Genomic DNA, 17428 nt, shown 5'->3' on the forward strand with positions numbered 1-17428 from the left:
ATCGGCCGGGGCCATGCTGTGACAGGTGTCAGTCCACGATCAATGGGCTGCGTGCGGTTTCTTGACGAAGATCCAGCAGGGCGCGTCGGCCGCCGCCTGGACCTCAGCGCAGCGCGGGCTCGTCGAGTATCAACGTGCCCGCATCCGCGTCGAGTTCGGCCATGACACCGAAGGGAATGGTCAGCGCGCCCTCGCAGTGCCCGAACCCGAACTCCTCGACGACCGGGACGCCGAGCGTGCCGAGACGGTCGACGAGCATGGGCCGCACCTGCTCGTACGGGTCGCACTCCGCCCAGGAGCCGAGCAGCACCCCGTGCACCCCCTCGAGCCAGCCGGAGCGCAGGAGTTGGGTGAGGTAGCGGTCCAGCCGGTACGTCACCTCGCCCACGTCCTCCAGGCACAGCAGCCCGCCGCGCGCCGAGGGCCGGGCACCGGGGACGCCGCGTTCGGCGGCGAGCAGGCACAGGTCGCCGCCGACAGTGACACCGCGTGCCCGTCCCGGGACGAGGGCGCTGCCGCCGGAGGCGATGGTGCGGACGGTCTCCGGGGCGAAGAGCGTGGCCTTCAGGTGCCCCTGTGCCCGCTCGTTCTTGATGAAGTCGATGCCCGCTGCCATCGGCCCGTACAGGGTGGCGAGTCCCAGGCGGGTGGCGAAGGCCTCGTGCAGCACGGTGAGGTCGCTGAAGCCGACGAACACCTTCGGGCCGGCCGCGCGCATCGCCTCCCAGTCGAGCAGGTCGATCATCCGCTGGACGCCGTAGCCTCCGCGTGCACACAGGACCGCGTCCACCGCCGGGTCGCACCAGGCCTGCTGGAAGTCGGCGGCGCGGTCGGCGTCCGTGCCCGCGAGGTAGGGGAGGTCCCCGCGCCGGTCCAGCACATGGGGTGCGACCACCGGGTCGAGGTCCCAGCCGCGCAGCACGTCGAGCCCCGCCTGCAGCCGTTCCTCGGGCACCGGCCCGCTGGTGGCCACCACGGCCACGCGCGCCCCGGGGGCCAGCCGGGTCGGCCTCACCAGTTCTCTCATCTGCGCAACTCCACCTCAGGAACACCGGACACATCGAGATCGAACACCTGAGCGTACAGGGAGAGTTCGGCCTCCAGTGCGCGCACCAGGGTCGAGGCACGCCGGAATCCGTGCCCTTCCCCCTCGAAGGTGAGGTAGGCGTGCGGCACGCCCCGGCCCTGGATCCGCGCGAGGAACCGTTCGCACTGGGCGGGCGGGCAGATGACGTCGTCCAGGCCCTGGAGCAGAAGGAAGGGCACGGTGAGCCGGTCGGCATGCTCGGCGGGCGAGCGCTCGGCGTACCGGGCGGGCTGCCCCACTGCCTCAAGGGCGTGGGAGGTACGGCCATCGGCGCGGGGCCCGATCAGCGACTCCAGGTAGTGCGACTCGAAGTCGTGGGTCTCCCCCGGCCCCCAGGTCGCGAGGTCGAGGACGGGGTAGCTGATGGTGCCGCAGGCGTAGACGTCTGTGGTGGTCAGGGAGGCCGCGGTGGTCCAGCCTCCCGCGCTGCCGCCGCGGATGGCGAGCCGTGCGCGGTCGGCGGTGCCCTCGTCGGCGAGGGCACGGGCGACGGCGGCGCAGTCCTCGACGTCGACCACGCCCCACTGCTCGCACAGCCGCTCGCGGTAGGCGCGCCCGTAGCCGGTGGAGCCGCCGTAGTTGACCTCGGCGACACCGATGCCGCGCGAGGTGAAGTACGCGATGGCGAGGTCCAGTACGAGCGCTGCCCGGCCGGTGGGGCCGCCGTGCGCCCAGACGACGTACGGCGGCAGTTCGCCGTCGGGGGCGGCGCGGTCGGGGTTGTGCGGCGGGTAGACGTGGGCGTGCACCTCGCGGCCGGCCGGGCCCGTGAAGATGCGGATCTGCGGTTCGGGGTAGCAGGCCGGGCCGACCGGATCCCGGTGGCGGGCGCCGATGGTGCGGGCCCGGCCGCTCGCGGTGTCGAGTTCCACGACTTCGTAGGCGGTGCGCGGGCTGGCGGCGACGGCGACGACCCGGCCGGAGCCGCCGACCGCGCCGGTCCCGTTCTCGCTCGGGGCGCGGTGGGCGGCGAGCGTGGGTGCGAACTCGGTCCAGGGGCCGGCGGCGTCGACCAGCTCGCCGGATTCTGTATCCAGTATTCCGAGTGCGGTCGACCCGCGACCGTGTACGACCGCGATCAGACCGTTGTCCAGCGGCGCGAACCACGACAGCCCGAGTTTCCACAGCGGCCCGCCGAACTCCTCCTCGCGGGGGCACAGGGGGGTGCCGTCGCGGTACAGGTTCCACCAGCCGCTGCGGTCGCTGGTATACAGGATCCTGCCGTCCGCCGACCAGTCGACCTGCGCGATGGCCTCATCCGGTCCACCGGCGACTGTATGCGGTATGCCGAGCGCCCCGTCGTCCCCGACCTCCGCGACCAGCAGTTCCGTGCCGTCCCACGGCATCCGCGGATGGTCCCAGGCCAGCCAGGCGGCGCGCCGGCCGTCGGGCGAGAGGCGGGCGCCGGTGAGGAACCGGTGCCGGTCGTCGGTGAGTTCCCGCACGGCGCTGCGGTCGTCGGCGGCCGAGCCGTCGAGCGGTACGGCCGCCAGGACCCGCCGCACGTCGCCGGGGCCCTCGCCGGTGAACTCCTCCAGCACGCACCACACCTCGCCGCGCGCCAGGTCGATCCGCGGCTCCGCCCAGCGCAGTCCGCCGCCCAGCGCCGACACGGAGGTCAGGGGCCGCGGCTCGCCGCCCGGCTCGTAGCGGTACAGCCGCTGGTCGGCGTAGTGCGTGAACACCACCAGGGGTCCGGTGTCCCGCATCACCCCGGTCCAGGGCCGGCCGCCGTACTCGATCACCCGGTTGCGCACGTTCCACGGCGCGGGCAGGACCGGCTCCTCGCTGCCGTCCACGCGCCGCCGTACCAGCGCGCGCCGGCCGCCCTCGGCGGGGCGGGGCTCGGTCCACCAGACCTCGTCGCCGACGAAGGCCGGCCATTCGGGCTGCCCGTCGTGCGCGGCGGCGAGCGCCGCGTCGATGGGCGAGGGCCACGAACCGTATGCCGACGTCCGCACCTCTCCCCCTTTCCTAGACGGTCCGCAGGAAGCGGTCGAGGACGCGGACGCCGAAGTGCAGCGCCTCGACGGGTACGCGCTCGTCCACGCCGTGGAACAGCGCCTGGTAGTCGAGGTCCTCGGGCAGTTTCAGCGGGGCGAAGCCGTAGCCGGTGATGCCGAGCCGGGAGAAGTGCTTGGCGTCCGTGCCGCCCGACATGCAGTACGGCACGACGTGCCCCTCGGGCGCGAACTCCTCGACGGCGGCCCGCATCGCGGCGTAGACGGGCGAGTCCAGGGGGGCCTGGAGGGCGACCTCGCGGTGGGCGAACTCCCAGTCCACGTCCGGTCCGGTGAGCCGGTCCAGGGTGGTGGTGAACTCCTCCTGGCCGCCCGGCAGATAGCGCCCGTCCACGAAGGCGACCGCCTCGCCCGGGATGACGTTGACCTTGTAACCGGCGTTCAGCATGGTCGGGTTGGCGCTGTTGCGGACGGTCGACTCGACCAGCCGGGCGGCCGGGCCGAGGTTCTTCAGCAGCCGGCCCACGTCGGTGAAGTCGGCGTCGACGCGGTACAGGGCGGCGAGTTCGGTGAGCGCGGCCTCCACGGTCGGGGTGAGCCGGTACGGCCACTCGTACTCGCCGATGCGGGTGATCGCGGCGGCCAGCCGGGTCACCGCGTTCTCCCGGTTGACCTTGGAGCCGTGCCCGGCCCGGCCGCGCGCGGTGAGCTTGAGCCAGGCGGTGCCCCGCTCCCCGGCGGCGATGGGGTAGAGCTCCCGGCCAAAGCCGTCGTGGAAGGTGAAGGCGCCGGACTCGCCGATGGCCTCGGTGCAGCCCTCGAACAGTTCGGGATGCCGGCCGGCGAGGAATCCGGCGCCGTCCTCGGCGCTCGCCTCCTCGTCGGCGGTGAACGCGATGACCAGGTCGCGGCGGGGCCTGAGCTCCTGGCGGGCCCAGGACCGGACGACGGCGAGGATCATCGCGTCCATGTTCTTCATGTCGACGGCGCCCCGCCCCCACACCACACCGCCCTGGACCTCGCCCGAGAAGGGGTGCACGCTCCAGTCGGCGGCCTCGGCGGGCACCACGTCGAGGTGGCCGTGGACCAGCAGCGCATCGGCGGACGGGTCGCTGCCGCCGATCCGGGCGACGACGTTCGTGCGGCCCGGCGTCCGCTCCAGCAGCAGCGGTTCCAGCCCGGCCTCGGCGAGCCGCTCGGCGGCGTACTCGGCGGCGGGCCGCTCCCGGCAGTCCCCGCCGCCCCGGTTGGTGGTGTCGATCCGGATCAGGCCGGAGGTGAACTCCACGACCTCCTCCAGGGCCTGACGGTCAGCCATACTGCTCCTCCACCGCGGCCGAGACGATCGTGGTGACCGCCTTGAACGTCCGGATTCCCTCGTACATGGTGGCACTGGTGTACGCCACCTTGCGCTCCCCGATCCGCGCGAGGCCGGGCACGACGGTCGCGGCCTGCGCCAGGTGCTCGGCATCGAACTCGACGGCGATCGTGAACGGTCCGGCCTGCGCGGGTTCGTGACGGACCGCCAGCTGTGCCGCCTCCTTGGCCGCGGCTCGGATGTCGACGGCGGTGCGGGCCGGGGTGCGGCAGACGGCCGCGTAGCGCGACACATGGTCCTTGACGGCGACCTTCAGCGCCTCGGGCGCGTAGCCGAGTGCGTCCTCGCAGGCCACGTCGTCGCCGGTGACGAGGACGACCGGGACGCCGTACTCGGCGACGACGTGCGCGTTCAGCAGCCCCTCGCTCGCGCGGACGTCGTTCAGCCACACCCCGGTGATCTGGTTGGCGAGATAGGTGTGGGCGAGGACGCCCTCCATGCCGGCGCCCGCGTGGAAGCCGACGAACGCGATGCCGTCCACGTCGCCGTGCTGGACGCCCTCCACCATGGACAGCTCCTTGTGCCGTCCGGTGAGCATCTCCACGCGTTCGTCGAGCCGCTCCAGGAGCAGGTTCCGCATGTTCCAGTGGGCCTCGTTGACGAGGACCTGGTCGGCGCCGCCGTCGAAGAAGCCCCGGGCGGCGGCGTTCACGTCGGAGGTGAACATCGACCGGCACCGCTCCCACTGGGGCGTCCCCGGCAGCACGTCGGCCGGCCAGGTGACCCCCGTGGCACCCTCCATGTCCGCACTGATGAGGATCTTCATGCTCCGTCACGTTACGCGCCATCGGGGAGCTGGGCTACGACCGGAACATGCCGTCGGCCCGCCGGGTGTCACTCGCGCGCGAGGACGAACCAGCGGGCCGGAAGGTCGATGCGGGTGCCGTCGGCCATGTACTCGGTCTGCGGGAGTGTCGTGTCGCCGGTGGCGAGGATCTTCAGTCCGGCCTCGGCGAGCAGTTGCGGGATCTCCTCGTCCGGGGCGTCGGCGGGCCTGAGGCCGTGGTGGAGGACGCGGCGCAGCTTGGGCGGGGGCCCGCCCGGGCCGGACGCGGCGCGCTGGAGCACCTCGCGGGAGCCGGAGGTGAGTTCGACGACGAACGCCCGCCCCTCGGTGCCGATCACCTCGGCGACGGCGGCGGCGACCAGGGGGCGTGCGGCGGGTTCGCTCTGGTGGATGACGGCACGCATGTACACGTTGCTGTCGCCGAGGCGCTCGCGCAGCGCCCGTACGGCTTCCGTGTCGGTCAGGTCGAGCTGGCGGAACTCGACGGTGGTGCCGTCCGGGGTGGCCCGGCGGGCGTGCTCGACGGCCGCGTGCGTGAGGTCGACGCCGACGGCGCGGGCGAACCGGGTGGCCAGGTAGCGGGTCTGGGTGCCGTTGCCGCAGCCGAGGTCGACGATGGTGCGCGTGGTGTCCGCGTACGGCAGCAGCAGCTCGCTGTGCGGCACGGCGGTCAGTGAGGGGTCGGAGTCCCAGATCGCCTCTCCGGGGGCGTCGGAGGTCTCGCTCCAGTAACTCTCCCACGCATTACGGTAGTTGTCCGAGACGTTCATGCGATCTCCCCGCGTCGGTTCCGTGATCGGGATATCGCGGCGGTCGGTGGATCGGCAAGGGCTGCGGGGTAGGAGGGCACGGTCATCTGACGGCCTGTTCGAACCAGACCGTCTTACGGTGTCCGCTCGCACTGGCGCCCCATTCGCGGGCCAGTCGGCTGACCACGCGCAGGCCGCGCCCCGACTCGTCGTAGGGGCCGGCGCCGAGCATGGCGGGCAGGGCGGGTTCGGCGTCGGTGACCTCGAACAGCAGGGCGTCGGTGCGGACCACGCGCAGGCCGACCGGTTCGCCGCCCGCGTGCCGGACGGCGTTGGTGACGACCTCGCTGACCAGCAGCTCGGCGGTCTCCACGGTCTGCGGCAGGCTCCACTGGAGCAGCCGGTCGCGGACCAGGCGGCGGGCGTGTGCGACCTCGCGCGGGTCGGCCTCCAGCCGCCATTCGGCGACGTGGTCGTCGGGGATGCCGCCCAGCCGGGCCATGAGCAGGGCGACGTCGTCCTTACGGCCGCCGCGCGTGTTGAGGGCGCGGATGATGGTGTCGCAGGCGTCGTCCATGGAGGCGGCGGGGTGTGCGGCGGACTCGCAGAGCGCGGCGAGGCCCTCGCCGATGTCGCAGCCGCGCACCTCGACCAGGCCGTCGGTGCACAGCACGAGCCGGTCGCCGGGCGCGACGCGGACACGGGTGACCTCGAAGGGGACGCCGCCGACGCCGATGGGGGCGCCGGTGGGCAGGTCGAGGAGTTCGCTGCGGCCGTCCTCGGCGCGGACGAGGACGGGCGGGATGTGTCCGGCGTTGGCGAGGAGGAGTTCGCCGCGGATCGGGTCGTAGACCGCGTACAGGCAGGTGGCGAGGTAGTTCTCGCCGAGCCGGCGGGCCAGGTCGTCCAGGTTGCGCAGCAGTTGGGCGGGCGGGGTCTCCATGGCGGCCATGGTCTGGACGGCGGTGCGCAACTGGCCCATCATCGCTGCCGAGTTGAGGCCGTGGCCCATGACGTCGCCGACGACGAGGGCGGTGCGGGAGCCGGGCAGTTTGATGGTGTCGAACCAGTCGCCGCCGATCCTGCCGAGTCGGGTGCCGGGCAGATAGCGGGTGGCGATGTCGCAGCCGGCCATGCGCGGGCTGACCTGCGGCAGCATGCTGTCCTGGAGGGTGTCGGCGACGTTCTCCTGGTAGGTGTACATGCGGGCGTTGTCGAGGACGAGCCCCGCGCGGGCGGCGAGTTCGGCGCCGGTGGTGCGGTCCATGTCGTCGAAGGGCGCGCGGTCCGGGCGGCGCAGCAGCACCATGAAGCCGAGGACGACGTTGCGGGCCTTGAGCGGGACGATCAGCAGGGAGCGGCCGTTGATGAGCGGCCTGAGGTCGCGCTTCTCGAACTCGCCGGAGATGCGGTCGCCCAGTTCGTCGCTGATCCTCGGGATGAGGACGGGTTCGCCGGTGACCATGCACTGGTAGAACGGGGTGTGTTCGGGGAAGGCGAAGGCCTCGCCGACGGGCACGGTGTCGTCCCAGCGGCCGGGTTCGTCGTTGTGCTCGACCCAGACGCGGTGCATGACGGTGCGGGCGTCCGGCGGGCCGTCCGGGAAGCCCTCGCCGGCGAGGACGGCGGCGCGCAGGTGGGTGCCGGCGAAGTCCGCGAAGCGGGGGACGGCGGCGCTGGTGACCTCGCGGATGGTCTCGCCGAGGTCGAGCGAGGTGCCGATGCCGGAGCTGACCTCGTTGAGGAACTCCAGTCGTTCGCGGACGGCCGCGTACTCCAGGTCCTGTTCGGCACCGGCAGGGATCACCACGGCGGCGGCCCGGTCGCGGGGTACGACGGCTTCGGTACGGCCGCGTCCGGCGCGGCGGGGCACGCCCCAGTACGGGGTGACGGGCACCCGGTCGCGCTGGCTGAACTCCAGGACGGGGTAACCGAGTTCGAGGACCTGGGAGACGATGCGGCCACTGAGTCCCGGGCCCATGTTGGGGAGGATCTCGGGCAGCCGCCGTTCGAGTTCGTCGGCGGCGGGCAGTTCGGTGTGGCGGGCGAAGCCGGGCGAGATGCGTTCGGCGGCCTCGTCGTCGTAGCCTCGCTCATCGCGCAGCCGGGCGGCGTCGGCGGCGAGCACCAGGAGCCGGGCGGGTCCGGGGCCGACGAGCGGGTACGCCCACCAGAGCACGTCGAGGCGGGCGGCCTCGCCCGCGGGGCCCGGGTCCGTGTCCGGGTGCGGCTGCTCGTCCGGGTGCGGGAAGAGGCGGGCGCGGCCCGCCGTCGGGTAGGCGGTGTGGCCGCCGAGCGAGTCCTCCAGGTCGGGCCCGAGCCCGTCGTAGGCAGCGTGGGCGTGCTGCGCAGTGTCGTCGGGGAGCGCACCGGAGACGGGCAGGAGGTCCACGGCGGGCCGCCCGACGGCGTCCTGGCGGCTCACGCCGAACAGCCGCCCGGCGCCGCTGCTCCAGTGGGAGACCTGGCCGTCGCGGTCGACGACGACCACGGCCAGCGGAATGCGGCCGGCCTCGGCCTCGCCGGCGCCGCGGCCGGGAAGGGTGTCCCGCTCGCTGCCACCGTCCATGGCCAGGCCCTCTCTCCCCACAGCTGTTCGCAAACGATCTGTGCCGCCCGCCACTACGGTACGGCGGCGGACGGTGGCGATGTGGGGCAATCCTGAATTTGTGTCACGTGATCGCACCGGCGCGCGGCCCGGTACCGGACGGGTGCCCCCGGGCGGGACGGTCAGTCCTCGTGCCCGAGTTGGAGGTCCCGTTCGGTGCGTCCGCCGCCCGCGACCTGGAGGACGGTGGCGACCGGCGGGTAGCCGGCGGCGATGACGGTGTACTCGCCGGAGGAGAGGTCCACGAACCGGAACGTTCCGTCGGCTCCGGTGGTGAGGGTGTTTACGACGTTCCCGGCGGCGTCGAGCAGGGTCACGCGCGCGTCCTCCACGGGGCGTCCCCCGCCGGCGCGGACGGTTCCCTTGAGCACGGCGCCGCCCGCGAGTTCGACGTCCTGGCGGGTCTCACGGGAGGCCTGGACGCTGACGGGGAGGGCGGCGGGCCGGAAGGCGGGAGCGCTGGCGGCGAGGGTGTACTCGCCGGCGACCAGTTCGGAGATGACGTAGCCGCCCTCACGGCCGCTGCGGGTGGCGGCGACGACCTCGCCGTGGACGTTGGTGAGGGTGACGGTGGCGTCCCGTACGGGCGTGCCGTCGGCGGTGAGCACGGTGCCGGCGAGGCGTCCGGCGCCGCCGAGGACGACGTCGAGTTCGACGGGCCGTTCGCCGACGGTGACGGAGACGGCCTGCGGCTGGTGGCCGCCGGCGGCGGCGATCAGGACGTACGAGCCGGAGCCGGGGGCGGTGAGCGCGTACCGTCCGTCGTCGCCGCTCGCGCCCCGGCCGATCTGCTGTCCGGCGACGTCGATGAGGGTGAGCGCCGCGCGGGGCACCACGGTTCCGTCGGGGTGCTGCACCGTGCCGCAGACGGGGATTTCGCCGGCGTACGGCGAACGGGCCTGCGGGACGGAGGCGTTCACCGGCTGCTGCTTGGTCTCCGGGTCGGTGGCGGGGGCGTTGTGGGACACCAGCGGTTTCTCCTTGAGGAAGAAGGCGATGAGCAGGCCGAGGACGAGCACCGGGACGAAGTAGAGGAAGATCCGGGGCATCGCGTCGGCGTAGGCGCGGATGTAGGCGTCGCGCAGCGCCGGGGGCAGGGCGTGGACGAGCTGCGGGGTGAGGGAGTCCGCGTCGGGCAGCCCGCTGCCCGCGCGCGCGGGCAGTTGCCGGTGCAGGGCGTCGGTGAGGCGGCCCGAGAAGAGGGTGCCGAAGACGGCGGCGCCGACGCTGCCGCCGATCTGGCGGAAGTAGTTGTTGGCGCTGGTGGCGGTGCCGAGGTCGGCGGGGCGGACGGAGTTCTGCACGGCGAGGACCAGGACGGGCATCACCATGCCGATGCCGGCGCCGAGGACGGCCATCCAGATGCTGTACTGGAGGCGGGACGTGTCGGCTTCGAGCCGGGACAGCAGCCACATGCCGACGGTGGCGACGGCGCAGCCGAGCACCGGGAAGATCTTGTAGCGGCCGGTGTGGCTGATGAGCTGTCCGCACAGGACCGAGGCGCCGACGATGCCGGCCATCATGGGCAGCATCAGCAGTCCGGAGCCGGTGGCGCTGGCCCCGTCGACCATCTGCAGGAAGGTCGGCAGATAGCTGGCGGCGCCGAACAGGGCGACGCCGATCACCAGGCCGACCAGGCCGGTGATGTTGAAGACGGAGTCCCTGAACAGCCTGAGCGGGATGAGGGGTTCGGCGGCGAAGCGTTCGACGACGAGGAAGAGGACGGTGGCGGCGAGGGCGCCCGCGCCGAGCCCGAGGATCTGCTCGGAGCCCCAGGCGTAGTCGGTGCCGCCCCAGCTGGTCAGCAGTACCAGGCAGGTGGACGCGGCGGCCAGCAGCAGCGCGCCGAGCACGTCGAGGCGGGCGCGGGCCCGCTTCTTGGGCAGTTTGAGGACGACGGTGACGACGGCCAGGGTGACCAGGCCCAGGGGCACGTTGACGTAGAAGCACGCGCGCCAGGAGAGGTGGTCGGTGAAGTAGCCGCCGAGCAAAGGGCCCGCGACGGAGGCGAGGCCGAAGGCGGCGCCGATCAGGCCCATGTACCGGCCGCGCTCCCGGGGCGGCACGATGTCGGCGATGATGGCCTGCACACCGATCATGAGGCCGCCCGCGCCGACGCCCTGGAGGGCGCGGAAGGCGATCATCTGGTCCATGCTCTGGGCCCGGCCGGCGAGCGCGGAGCCGATGACGAAGACCAGGATCGCGAACTGGAAGACGCCCTTGCGGCCGACGAGGTCGCCGAGTTTGCCGTAGACGGGCAGGCCGATGGTGGAGGTGAGCAGGTAGGCGGTGATCGCCCAGGACATTTTGTCCAGGCCGTGCAACTCGCCGACGATCTTCGGCAGCGCGGTGGCGACGATCATCTGGTCCAGTGCCGCGAGGAGCAGCGCGAGCATGAGCCCGAAGAAGACCAGCCGCACCCGGCGCGGGCCGAGTCCGGCGGCCGGGGCGGGGGTTGGCGGCGGTGGTACGGCGGTCTCCTGCGCCGTCGCCGGTGTCACGACCGGCGTGTCCTCCACCAGAGTCGTCCCGCCCACGTACCGCTCCCCTCGTCGCGCCTGTTGCACAATTCCCGCGTAAGACGACAACTGCGAACAAGTACGGCGAGTTACGGCATGGCCGGGGGCGGGCGGGAGATCCACTCGAACCGGTGAAGGGGACCAACGCCCCCTCACCGGGCGGCCCTTGGGCCTACTTCTCGACCTCGGCGGCGAGCTTGGCGAGAACGGCGTCGTAGATCCGGGCGAGGCCCTTGGGCGCGAAGGTCCTCTCGAAGAAGCCGCCGATGCCGCCGGCACCCTTCCAGGTGGTGGTGACGGTGACCCGGGACCTGCCCTCGCCGGCCGGGGTGACGCGCCAGGTGGTGACCATGGAGGAGTTGCGGTCCTTCTCGACCAGCTCGCCGTCGGTGGGCTCGGTGACCTCCAGGAGGCAGTCGCGCACCCGCTTGCTGGTGGCCTGGAGCTTCCAGTGGACGAGGGTGCCCTCGCCGTCGCCGCCCTCGCGCACCTCGTACTCGCTGAACTGCTCGGGCAGCACCTTGCCGCGCGTGCCGGTGTAGTCGGCGAGGGCGTCGAACACCTTCTCCGCGTCCGCCGCGACGACCCGCTCTGTACTGGCCTCGACCTGCGCCATTAGTTCCTCCAGGACCTGATTGCTCGGGGTTGTACAAAGCCAACCACCCCGGCACCCGGCCACCCAAATCGGGGTCGTACAAAGGTCGCACGAAGGTCGTACCGGGTTCGCACGCGGGTCGTACGCCGGTCGCACGATCACGGGAACAGACGTTCCAGCCTGTGCGGCAGTGCTACCGAGGAGGTCGGGCATCCCCTCGACCCCATTGTGTCAAGCAATCGGGTCAAGTATTGACGTATCGGGTTCTTCAGGGCCCCGATCCCGGGACGATGCGGCCAGAACCGCGGCCCTCGCGGTTCGCTCCACCCTCCGTCCCGGGAGAACGCATGAGAACACGCGCAGCCCTGCTGTGCGCTGCCGCCGCGGTGCTGGCGGGCTCGGTCACGGCCGTCCCGGCGGGGGCGACGGCCACCGCCACGGCACCGAAGCTCGGCTGGAAGAAGTGCGGCACCATCGACTACCCGACCCTCCAGTGCGCGTCCCTCTCGGTGCCGCTGAACCACGCGCACCCGGACGGCCGTCGGATCACCCTCGCCGTGTCGCGCGTCCCGCACACCGCGCAGAACTCCCTGGGTCCGCTGCTGGTCAACCCCGGCGGCCCCGGCGGCAGCGGGCTCACGCTCGCCGGCTTCGTCGCCTCGACCCTGCCCAAGAAGGTGGCAACCCGCTACGACGTCATCGGCTTCGATCCGCGCGGGGTCGGCAGGAGCTCCCCCGCCCTCAACTGCTCCACGGGCCATTTCAAGCCCGTCCGCCCCGACACCGTGCCCGTCACGCCCGCCCTGGAGCAGGCCAACCTGAAGCGCGCCCAGTCCTTCGCCGTCGCCTGCGGCAAGAAGTACGCGGACGTCCTGCCGTTCATGGACACCGTCAGCGCGGTCCGGGACATGGACGCCGTCCGCCAGGCCCTCGGCGCCCCGCGCATCAGCTACTTCGGCTACTCCTACGGCACCTACCTCGGCGCGGTCTACGCGAAGCTGTACCCCGAGCGCGTGCACCGCCTGGTGCTGGACTCGGTCGTGGACCCGACCGGCGTCTGGTACGGCGACAACGTCGGCCAGGACTACGCCTTCAACGACCGCCACCGTGCGCTCATGGCGTGGATCGCCAAGTACGACACGAAGTTCCGGCTCGGCAAGGATCCCGAGAAGATCGAGGCCAAGTGGTACGCGATGCGGGCGGCCCTGGCGAAGCGGCCGGCCGGCGGCAAGGTCGGCGCCTCCGAGCTGGAGGACACCTTCATCCCGGGCGGCTACTTCAACGGCTACTGGCCCTACCTCGCCGACGCGTTCGCGGCCTACGTCAACGACAAGGACCCCAAGCCGCTGGTGGAGGCGTACGAGAACTTCGCCGCCGTGGACGGCTCCGGCGACAACGGCTACAGCGTGTACGCGGCGGTGCAGTGCCGGGACACCGCCTGGCACCGGGACTGGAACCGGTGGCGCACGGACACCTGGCGGGTGTACGCGAAGGCGCCCTTCATGGCCTGGAACAACGCCTGGTACAACGCGCCGTGCGCGTTCTGGCCGACCGGCTCGCTGAAGCCCGTGAACATCGCCAACGGCAAGCTGCCGCCGGCCCTGCTGTTCCAGGCGACCGACGACGCGGCCACCCCGTTCCTGGGCGGGGTGACGACCCATCGGCTGCTGGCCGGCTCCAGCCTGGTGGTCGAGGACGGCGGCGGCAACCACGGCATCACGCTGAGCGGCAACGCCTGCCTCGACGGGTACCTGTCGGCCTACCTGTCCGACGGGACGCTCCCGCACGGCAACGGCGAGGCCGACGCGGTCTGCCCGAAGTCGCCCGACCCGAGGCCGATCGCGAAGAAGGCGGCGTCGACGACGTCGCGCGGCTCGACCCTGCACGGCCTGCTCGGCTTCCGCCGCTGAGGCATTGTCAGTGCCATGGTCCACCATGGATCCATGACCGAACCGACACGGATCCCCGCCCCCGACGGCGTCGCCCCCGCGGCCCAGTACAGCCATGTGGTCACCGCGACCGGCCGTTTCGTCGCCGTCTCCGGCCAGCTCGCCCTGGACGAGCACGGCAAGCTGGTCGGGGAGGGCGATCCGGCGGCCCAGGCCCACCAGGTCTTCGAGAACCTGCGGCGCTGCCTGGCCGCGGCGGGCGCCGGCTTCACCGACGTCGTCAAACTGACCTACTTCGTCACGGACATGGCGTGCATGCCGGCGATCCGCGCGGCCCGCGCCGCGCACATACCCGACGACCGCCTCCCGGCCGCCTCCGCCGTGCAGGTGGCCGGGCTGGTGGCACCGGAGTTCCTCATGGAGGTCGAGGCGATCGCCGTGGTGGCCGCATGACCTCCCCGGCGGTCCGGGTCCGGGCCATGACCCTGGCCGACTGCGACCGGGTCTCCGAGATCCGTATCCGTGGCTGGCAGAGCGCCTACCGGGGGATGGTGCCGCAGTCGTACCTGGACACGCTCAGTGTCGAGCAGGACGCCGAGCGACGGCGGGCACGCTTCCAGGAGAACGACGGCAGCGTGGTGAACCTGGTGGCCGAGCGGGGCGGCGAGGTCCTCGGCTGGGCGGCGTACGGGCCGTACCGGGACGGTGAAGTGCTCACCGGCGACGCGGAGTTGTACGCGATCTACGTGGACCCGGCGCACCTCGGCGGCGGGATCGGGCGGGCGCTGCTCACCGAGTCGGTCGCGGGGTGCTCGGCGTATCCGCGCATGCTGCTGTGGGTCCTGAAGGAGAACGCGCCCGCGCGACGCTTCTACGAGCACGCCGGATTCCGCCCGGACGGCGCCGAGGAGGCCTTCGAGACGGACGGGGTGCCCGTGCCCGAGGTGCGGTACGCCAGGGCGCTGCGCGGCTGACCCGGCCGGGGTCAGCCGCGCTTCTGCTCCGGGATCCGGGCCAGCGCGTGCACCGCGGCCTCGGCGAGTGCCGGGTGGGCGAGGGCCTCGTTGAGCACGCGCCGGGCGCGTTCGTCGCCGAGCGCGCCGAGGCCGTCCACACAGGCGAGGGCCACCCGGCGGTACGGGTCGTGCGGGTGCAGCCGCCGTTCCAGGGTGGTGATCAGCGCGGGCACGGACTCCGGGGCACGCAGTGCGACCAGGAGCCGTACCGGGTGCAGGGCGTAGGCCACGCGCAGTTCGTTGGTGGCGAGGGCGGCGGCGGCTCGGGCCGTGCGCGGATCGCCGAGGCGGGCCAGGGCGTGGGCGGCGGCGGCGCAGCGGGGCGGGTCGCGGTGGTTGAGCAGCAGCACCAGCGCCTCGAAGGCGCGCCGGTCGCCGGCGACGCCGAGCCGGAACGCGGCCAACTCCCTGGCCCACAGTGGCTGTCCGGGCGCGGTGAGCAGGTCCGCGAGGGTGTCGTGGTCCTCGGTCGCCAGCAGGCGGTCGAACGCCGCCGTGCCGCGCGACTCCTGCCGTAAGCGCTCCGTGAGCGATCGCAACTCTTCGTCCACGCTCCCAGCGTAGGCGGGGGGCGCCGCTTGAGGGAGCTACGTCACAGACTCGAGTGGAACTCAGGTCTGGCGCGCTCGTTACTGGCGGGTTAAGCTCATTCGAGCGAGTAACCCTCTCGCACTTCCGCTGACGACGGTTTGGTGACGCAGCCGTCGTGAGCCTCAGTCGGTTCGGTACATCGGTACCGCAGTACGACCCGGCTCCGGGACAGGGCCGGTCGGTTCGAGCCGCTCCCGGGCGTGTGCACGCCCGCGGTGCCGGCACCGGGCGTGTGCGCTTGCAGCCCGGCAACACCCGCATTTCTTCACGCCCGTGGTGCTCTTTCGGCGCACCCGGCGCGCTCCTAGTCGTCACCCTCATTCCCTGGAGTCCCGCGATGGCCACTCCCCTGTCCGACACCACCCTGTCCCCGCTCAAGACCGTTGCCGTCGTCGGCCTCGGCACCATGGGCACCGGCATCACCGAGGTCCTCGCGAAGGCCGGCCGCGATGTGATCGGCATCGACATCAGCGAGGCCCAGGCCGCGAAGTCGCTCGCCGCGCTGGAGGCCTCCACCGCCCGCGCCGTCGAGCGCGGCCGGCTGACCGAGCAGGAGCGCGCCGACGCCCTGGCCCGGGTGCGCACCTCCACCGACCTGCAGGCGGCGGCCGACGCCGACCTCGTCATCGAGGTGGCCCCGGAGTCGTACGAGATCAAGCAGCAGATCTTCCGCGAACTGGACGGCATCGTCCGCCGCGACACGATCCTCGCGACCGGCACGAACGCCCTTTCCGTGACCCGCCTGGCCGCCGACGCGGCCCACCCGGAGCGGGTGCTCGGCCTGCACTTCTTCAACCCTGCGCCGGCCATGAAGCTGGTCGAGGTCGTCTCCTGCGTGCTGACCGCGCCGCAGGCCGTCGCCGCGGTCACGGGTCTGGCGATCGAGCTGGGCAAGGAGCCGGTCGCGGTCGGCGACCGCCCCGGGTTCGTCGCGGACGGGCTGCTGTTCGGCTACCTCAACCAGGCCGCCGCGATGTACGAGGCCCGGTACGCCTCCCGCGAGGACATCGACGCGGCGATGCGGCTCGGCTGCGGCCTGCCGATGGGCCCCCTCGCGCTGCTGGACCTGATCGGCATCGACACCGCGCGCAGGGTCCTGGAGGCCATGTACTCCGAGTCCGGTGACCGGCTGCACGCCCCCGCGCCGATCCTGGGGCAGCTCAGCGAGGCCGGGCTGACCGGCCGCAAGGCGGGCCGTGGTTTCTACACGTACGAGGCGCCGGGCAGTGCCACGGTCGTGCCGGACGCCCTGACCCCGGCCGCCGGCGGCACCGAGACCGCCGGCCGTGCCGTCCGCTGCGTCGGCGTCGCCGGCTCGGGCACCATGGCCTCCGGCATCGCCGAGGTGTTCGCCAAGGCCGGGTACGAGGTCGTCCTCGCCGCCCGCAGCCAGGAGAAGGCCGAGGCCGCCAAGGCCCGTATCGGCAAGTCGCTCTCGCGCTCTGTCGACAAGGGCCGGATGACCGCCGAGGCCGCCGCCCAGACCCTGGACCTGATCACCCCGGCGGGCTCCTACGACGCGTTCGCCGACGTCGACCTCGCGGTCGAGGCGGTCGCCGAGGACCTGACGGTCAAGCAGCAGCTGTTCGCGGCGCTGGACAAGGTGTGCAAGCCGGGCGCGGTCCTGGCCACAACGACCTCCTCGCTGCCCGTGGTCGCCTGTGCCCGTGCCACCTCGCGTCCGCAGGACGTGATCGGCATGCACTTCTTCAACCCGGCCCCGGCCATGAAGCTGGTCGAGGTGGTCCGCACCGTCCTGACGGCGGACGACGTGCACGCGACGGTCCGTGAGGTCTGCCAGAAGATCCGCAAGCACGCGGTGGACTGCGGCGACCGGGCCGGTTTCATCGTGAACGCGCTGCTGTTCCCGTACCTCAACAACGCGATCAAGATGGTCCAGGAGCACTACGCCACGCTGGACGACATCGACGCGGCGATGCGGCTCGGCGGCGGCTACCCGATGGGCCCGTTCGAGCTGCTGGACGTGGTCGGCCTGGATGTCTCGCTGGCCATCGAGCAGGTGCTGCACCGCGAGTTCCGCGACCCGGGCCTGGCGCCGGCCCCGCTGCTGGAGCACCTGGTGGCCGCGGGCTGCCTCGGCCGCAAGACCGGCCGCGGCTTCCGCGAGTATGCCCGCCGCTGACGGCGTCGGCGACTGGTTCCGGTCGGAGGCGGACTGGGGCGGGCTGCTCGAACCCGGCGCGTTTCCCCCGCCCGCGCGGCCGGGCACTCCCCCGCCCCGTGAGGG

Annotated in this window: 13 protein-coding genes; 4 read left to right on the top strand and 9 right to left on the bottom strand. The window is 72.5% G+C overall.

From position 1 onward, the window contains the following. Window positions 1-103: 103 nt before the first annotated feature. From ACWD3E_RS16240 to ACWD3E_RS16275, 8 genes are all read right to left on the bottom strand, one after another. Window positions 104-1027, bottom strand: a complete 924-nt coding sequence (locus ACWD3E_RS16240; protein ID WP_451388201.1) for a S66 peptidase family protein — start codon at window positions 1025-1027, stop codon at window positions 104-106. After that, window positions 1024-3048, bottom strand: a complete 2025-nt coding sequence (locus ACWD3E_RS16245; RefSeq protein WP_451388202.1) for a prolyl oligopeptidase family serine peptidase — start codon at window positions 3046-3048, stop codon at window positions 1024-1026. The genes ACWD3E_RS16240 and ACWD3E_RS16245 overlap by 4 nt, the downstream gene beginning before the upstream one ends. 13 nt (window positions 3049-3061) lie before the next feature. Further along, window positions 3062-4366 carry a M20/M25/M40 family metallo-hydrolase gene (locus tag ACWD3E_RS16250; protein ID WP_451388203.1) on the bottom strand — a complete coding sequence of 435 codons (1305 nt, stop codon included), beginning with the start codon at window positions 4364-4366 and terminating at the stop codon, window positions 3062-3064. Then, window positions 4359-5192, bottom strand: a complete 834-nt coding sequence (locus ACWD3E_RS16255) for a M55 family metallopeptidase (RefSeq protein WP_451388204.1) — start codon at window positions 5190-5192, stop codon at window positions 4359-4361. The genes ACWD3E_RS16250 and ACWD3E_RS16255 overlap by 8 nt, the downstream gene beginning before the upstream one ends. Window positions 5193-5260: 68 nt before the next feature. Then, window positions 5261-5983, bottom strand: coding sequence for a class I SAM-dependent methyltransferase (locus ACWD3E_RS16260; RefSeq protein ID WP_451388205.1), 723 nt, complete (start codon window positions 5981-5983; stop codon window positions 5261-5263). Window positions 5984-6065: 82 nt separating this feature from the next. Further along, window positions 6066-8531, bottom strand: a complete 2466-nt coding sequence (locus ACWD3E_RS16265; protein WP_451388206.1) for a SpoIIE family protein phosphatase — start codon at window positions 8529-8531, stop codon at window positions 6066-6068. A gap of 161 nt (window positions 8532-8692) precedes the next feature. Next, a complete protein-coding gene (locus tag ACWD3E_RS16270; protein WP_451388207.1) occupies window positions 8693-11107 on the bottom strand; it encodes an MFS transporter in 2415 nt (804 codons plus the stop codon). A gap of 154 nt (window positions 11108-11261) precedes the next feature. After that, window positions 11262-11705 (bottom strand): SRPBCC family protein, encoded by a 444-nt coding sequence (locus ACWD3E_RS16275; RefSeq protein ID WP_451388208.1) that lies wholly within the window; start codon window positions 11703-11705, stop codon window positions 11262-11264. Window positions 11706-12031: 326 nt separating this feature from the next. Between ACWD3E_RS16275 and ACWD3E_RS16280 the strand changes: the two genes are divergently transcribed. From ACWD3E_RS16280 to ACWD3E_RS16290, 3 genes are read left to right on the top strand one after another with little or no spacing between them, the layout of a single operon-like run. Beyond that, a complete protein-coding gene (locus tag ACWD3E_RS16280) occupies window positions 12032-13594 on the top strand; it encodes an alpha/beta hydrolase (RefSeq protein ID WP_451388209.1) in 1563 nt (520 codons plus the stop codon). Window positions 13595-13627: 33 nt separating this feature from the next. Beyond that, window positions 13628-14026: a RidA family protein gene (locus tag ACWD3E_RS16285; RefSeq protein WP_451388210.1), complete on the top strand. Its 399-nt coding sequence runs from the start codon at window positions 13628-13630 to the stop codon at window positions 14024-14026. Beyond that, complete coding sequence (locus ACWD3E_RS16290) at window positions 14023-14547, top strand: N-acetyltransferase family protein (protein WP_451388211.1); 525 nt, start codon at window positions 14023-14025, stop codon at window positions 14545-14547. The genes ACWD3E_RS16285 and ACWD3E_RS16290 overlap by 4 nt, the downstream gene beginning before the upstream one ends. An 11-nt stretch (window positions 14548-14558) precedes the next feature. Here ACWD3E_RS16290 and ACWD3E_RS16295 read toward each other — a convergent pair whose 3' ends face one another. Then, entirely contained in the window at window positions 14559-15140 is a 582-nt protein-coding gene (locus ACWD3E_RS16295; RefSeq protein WP_451388212.1) for an adenylosuccinate lyase, read from the bottom strand. Between the two features lie 377 nt (window positions 15141-15517). Here ACWD3E_RS16295 and ACWD3E_RS16300 point away from each other — a divergent pair, with 377 nt between their 5' ends. Next, window positions 15518-17323, top strand: a complete 1806-nt coding sequence (locus ACWD3E_RS16300; protein ID WP_451388213.1) for a 3-hydroxyacyl-CoA dehydrogenase family protein — start codon at window positions 15518-15520, stop codon at window positions 17321-17323. Window positions 17324-17428 lie beyond the last annotated feature (105 nt).

The sequence above is a fragment of the Streptomyces sp. NPDC002676 genome, assembly GCF_053592455.1.

Bases quoted from the DNA above. Each gene is read 5' to 3' on its own strand.
- ACWD3E_RS16290 (WP_451388211.1), top strand. From the start codon at position 14,023: ATGACCTCCCCGGCGGTCCGGGTCCGGGCCATGACCCTGGCCGACTGC.
- ACWD3E_RS16260 (WP_451388205.1), bottom strand. From the start codon at position 5,983: ATGAACGTCTCGGACAACTACCGTAATGCGTGGGAGAGTTACTGGAGC.
- ACWD3E_RS16250 (WP_451388203.1), bottom strand. From the start codon at position 4,366: ATGGCTGACCGTCAGGCCCTGGAGGAGGTCGTGGAGTTCACCTCCGGC.
- ACWD3E_RS16240 (WP_451388201.1), bottom strand. From the start codon at position 1,027: ATGAGAGAACTGGTGAGGCCGACCCGGCTGGCCCCCGGGGCGCGCGTG.
- ACWD3E_RS16265 (WP_451388206.1), bottom strand. From the start codon at position 8,531: ATGGACGGTGGCAGCGAGCGGGACACCCTTCCCGGCCGCGGCGCCGGC.
- ACWD3E_RS16285 (WP_451388210.1), top strand. From the start codon at position 13,628: ATGACCGAACCGACACGGATCCCCGCCCCCGACGGCGTCGCCCCCGCG.
- ACWD3E_RS16275 (WP_451388208.1), bottom strand. From the start codon at position 11,705: ATGGCGCAGGTCGAGGCCAGTACAGAGCGGGTCGTCGCGGCGGACGCG.
- ACWD3E_RS16280 (WP_451388209.1), top strand. From the start codon at position 12,032: ATGAGAACACGCGCAGCCCTGCTGTGCGCTGCCGCCGCGGTGCTGGCG.
- ACWD3E_RS16300 (WP_451388213.1), top strand. From the start codon at position 15,518: ATGGCCACTCCCCTGTCCGACACCACCCTGTCCCCGCTCAAGACCGTT.
- ACWD3E_RS16255 (WP_451388204.1), bottom strand. From the start codon at position 5,192: ATGAAGATCCTCATCAGTGCGGACATGGAGGGTGCCACGGGGGTCACC.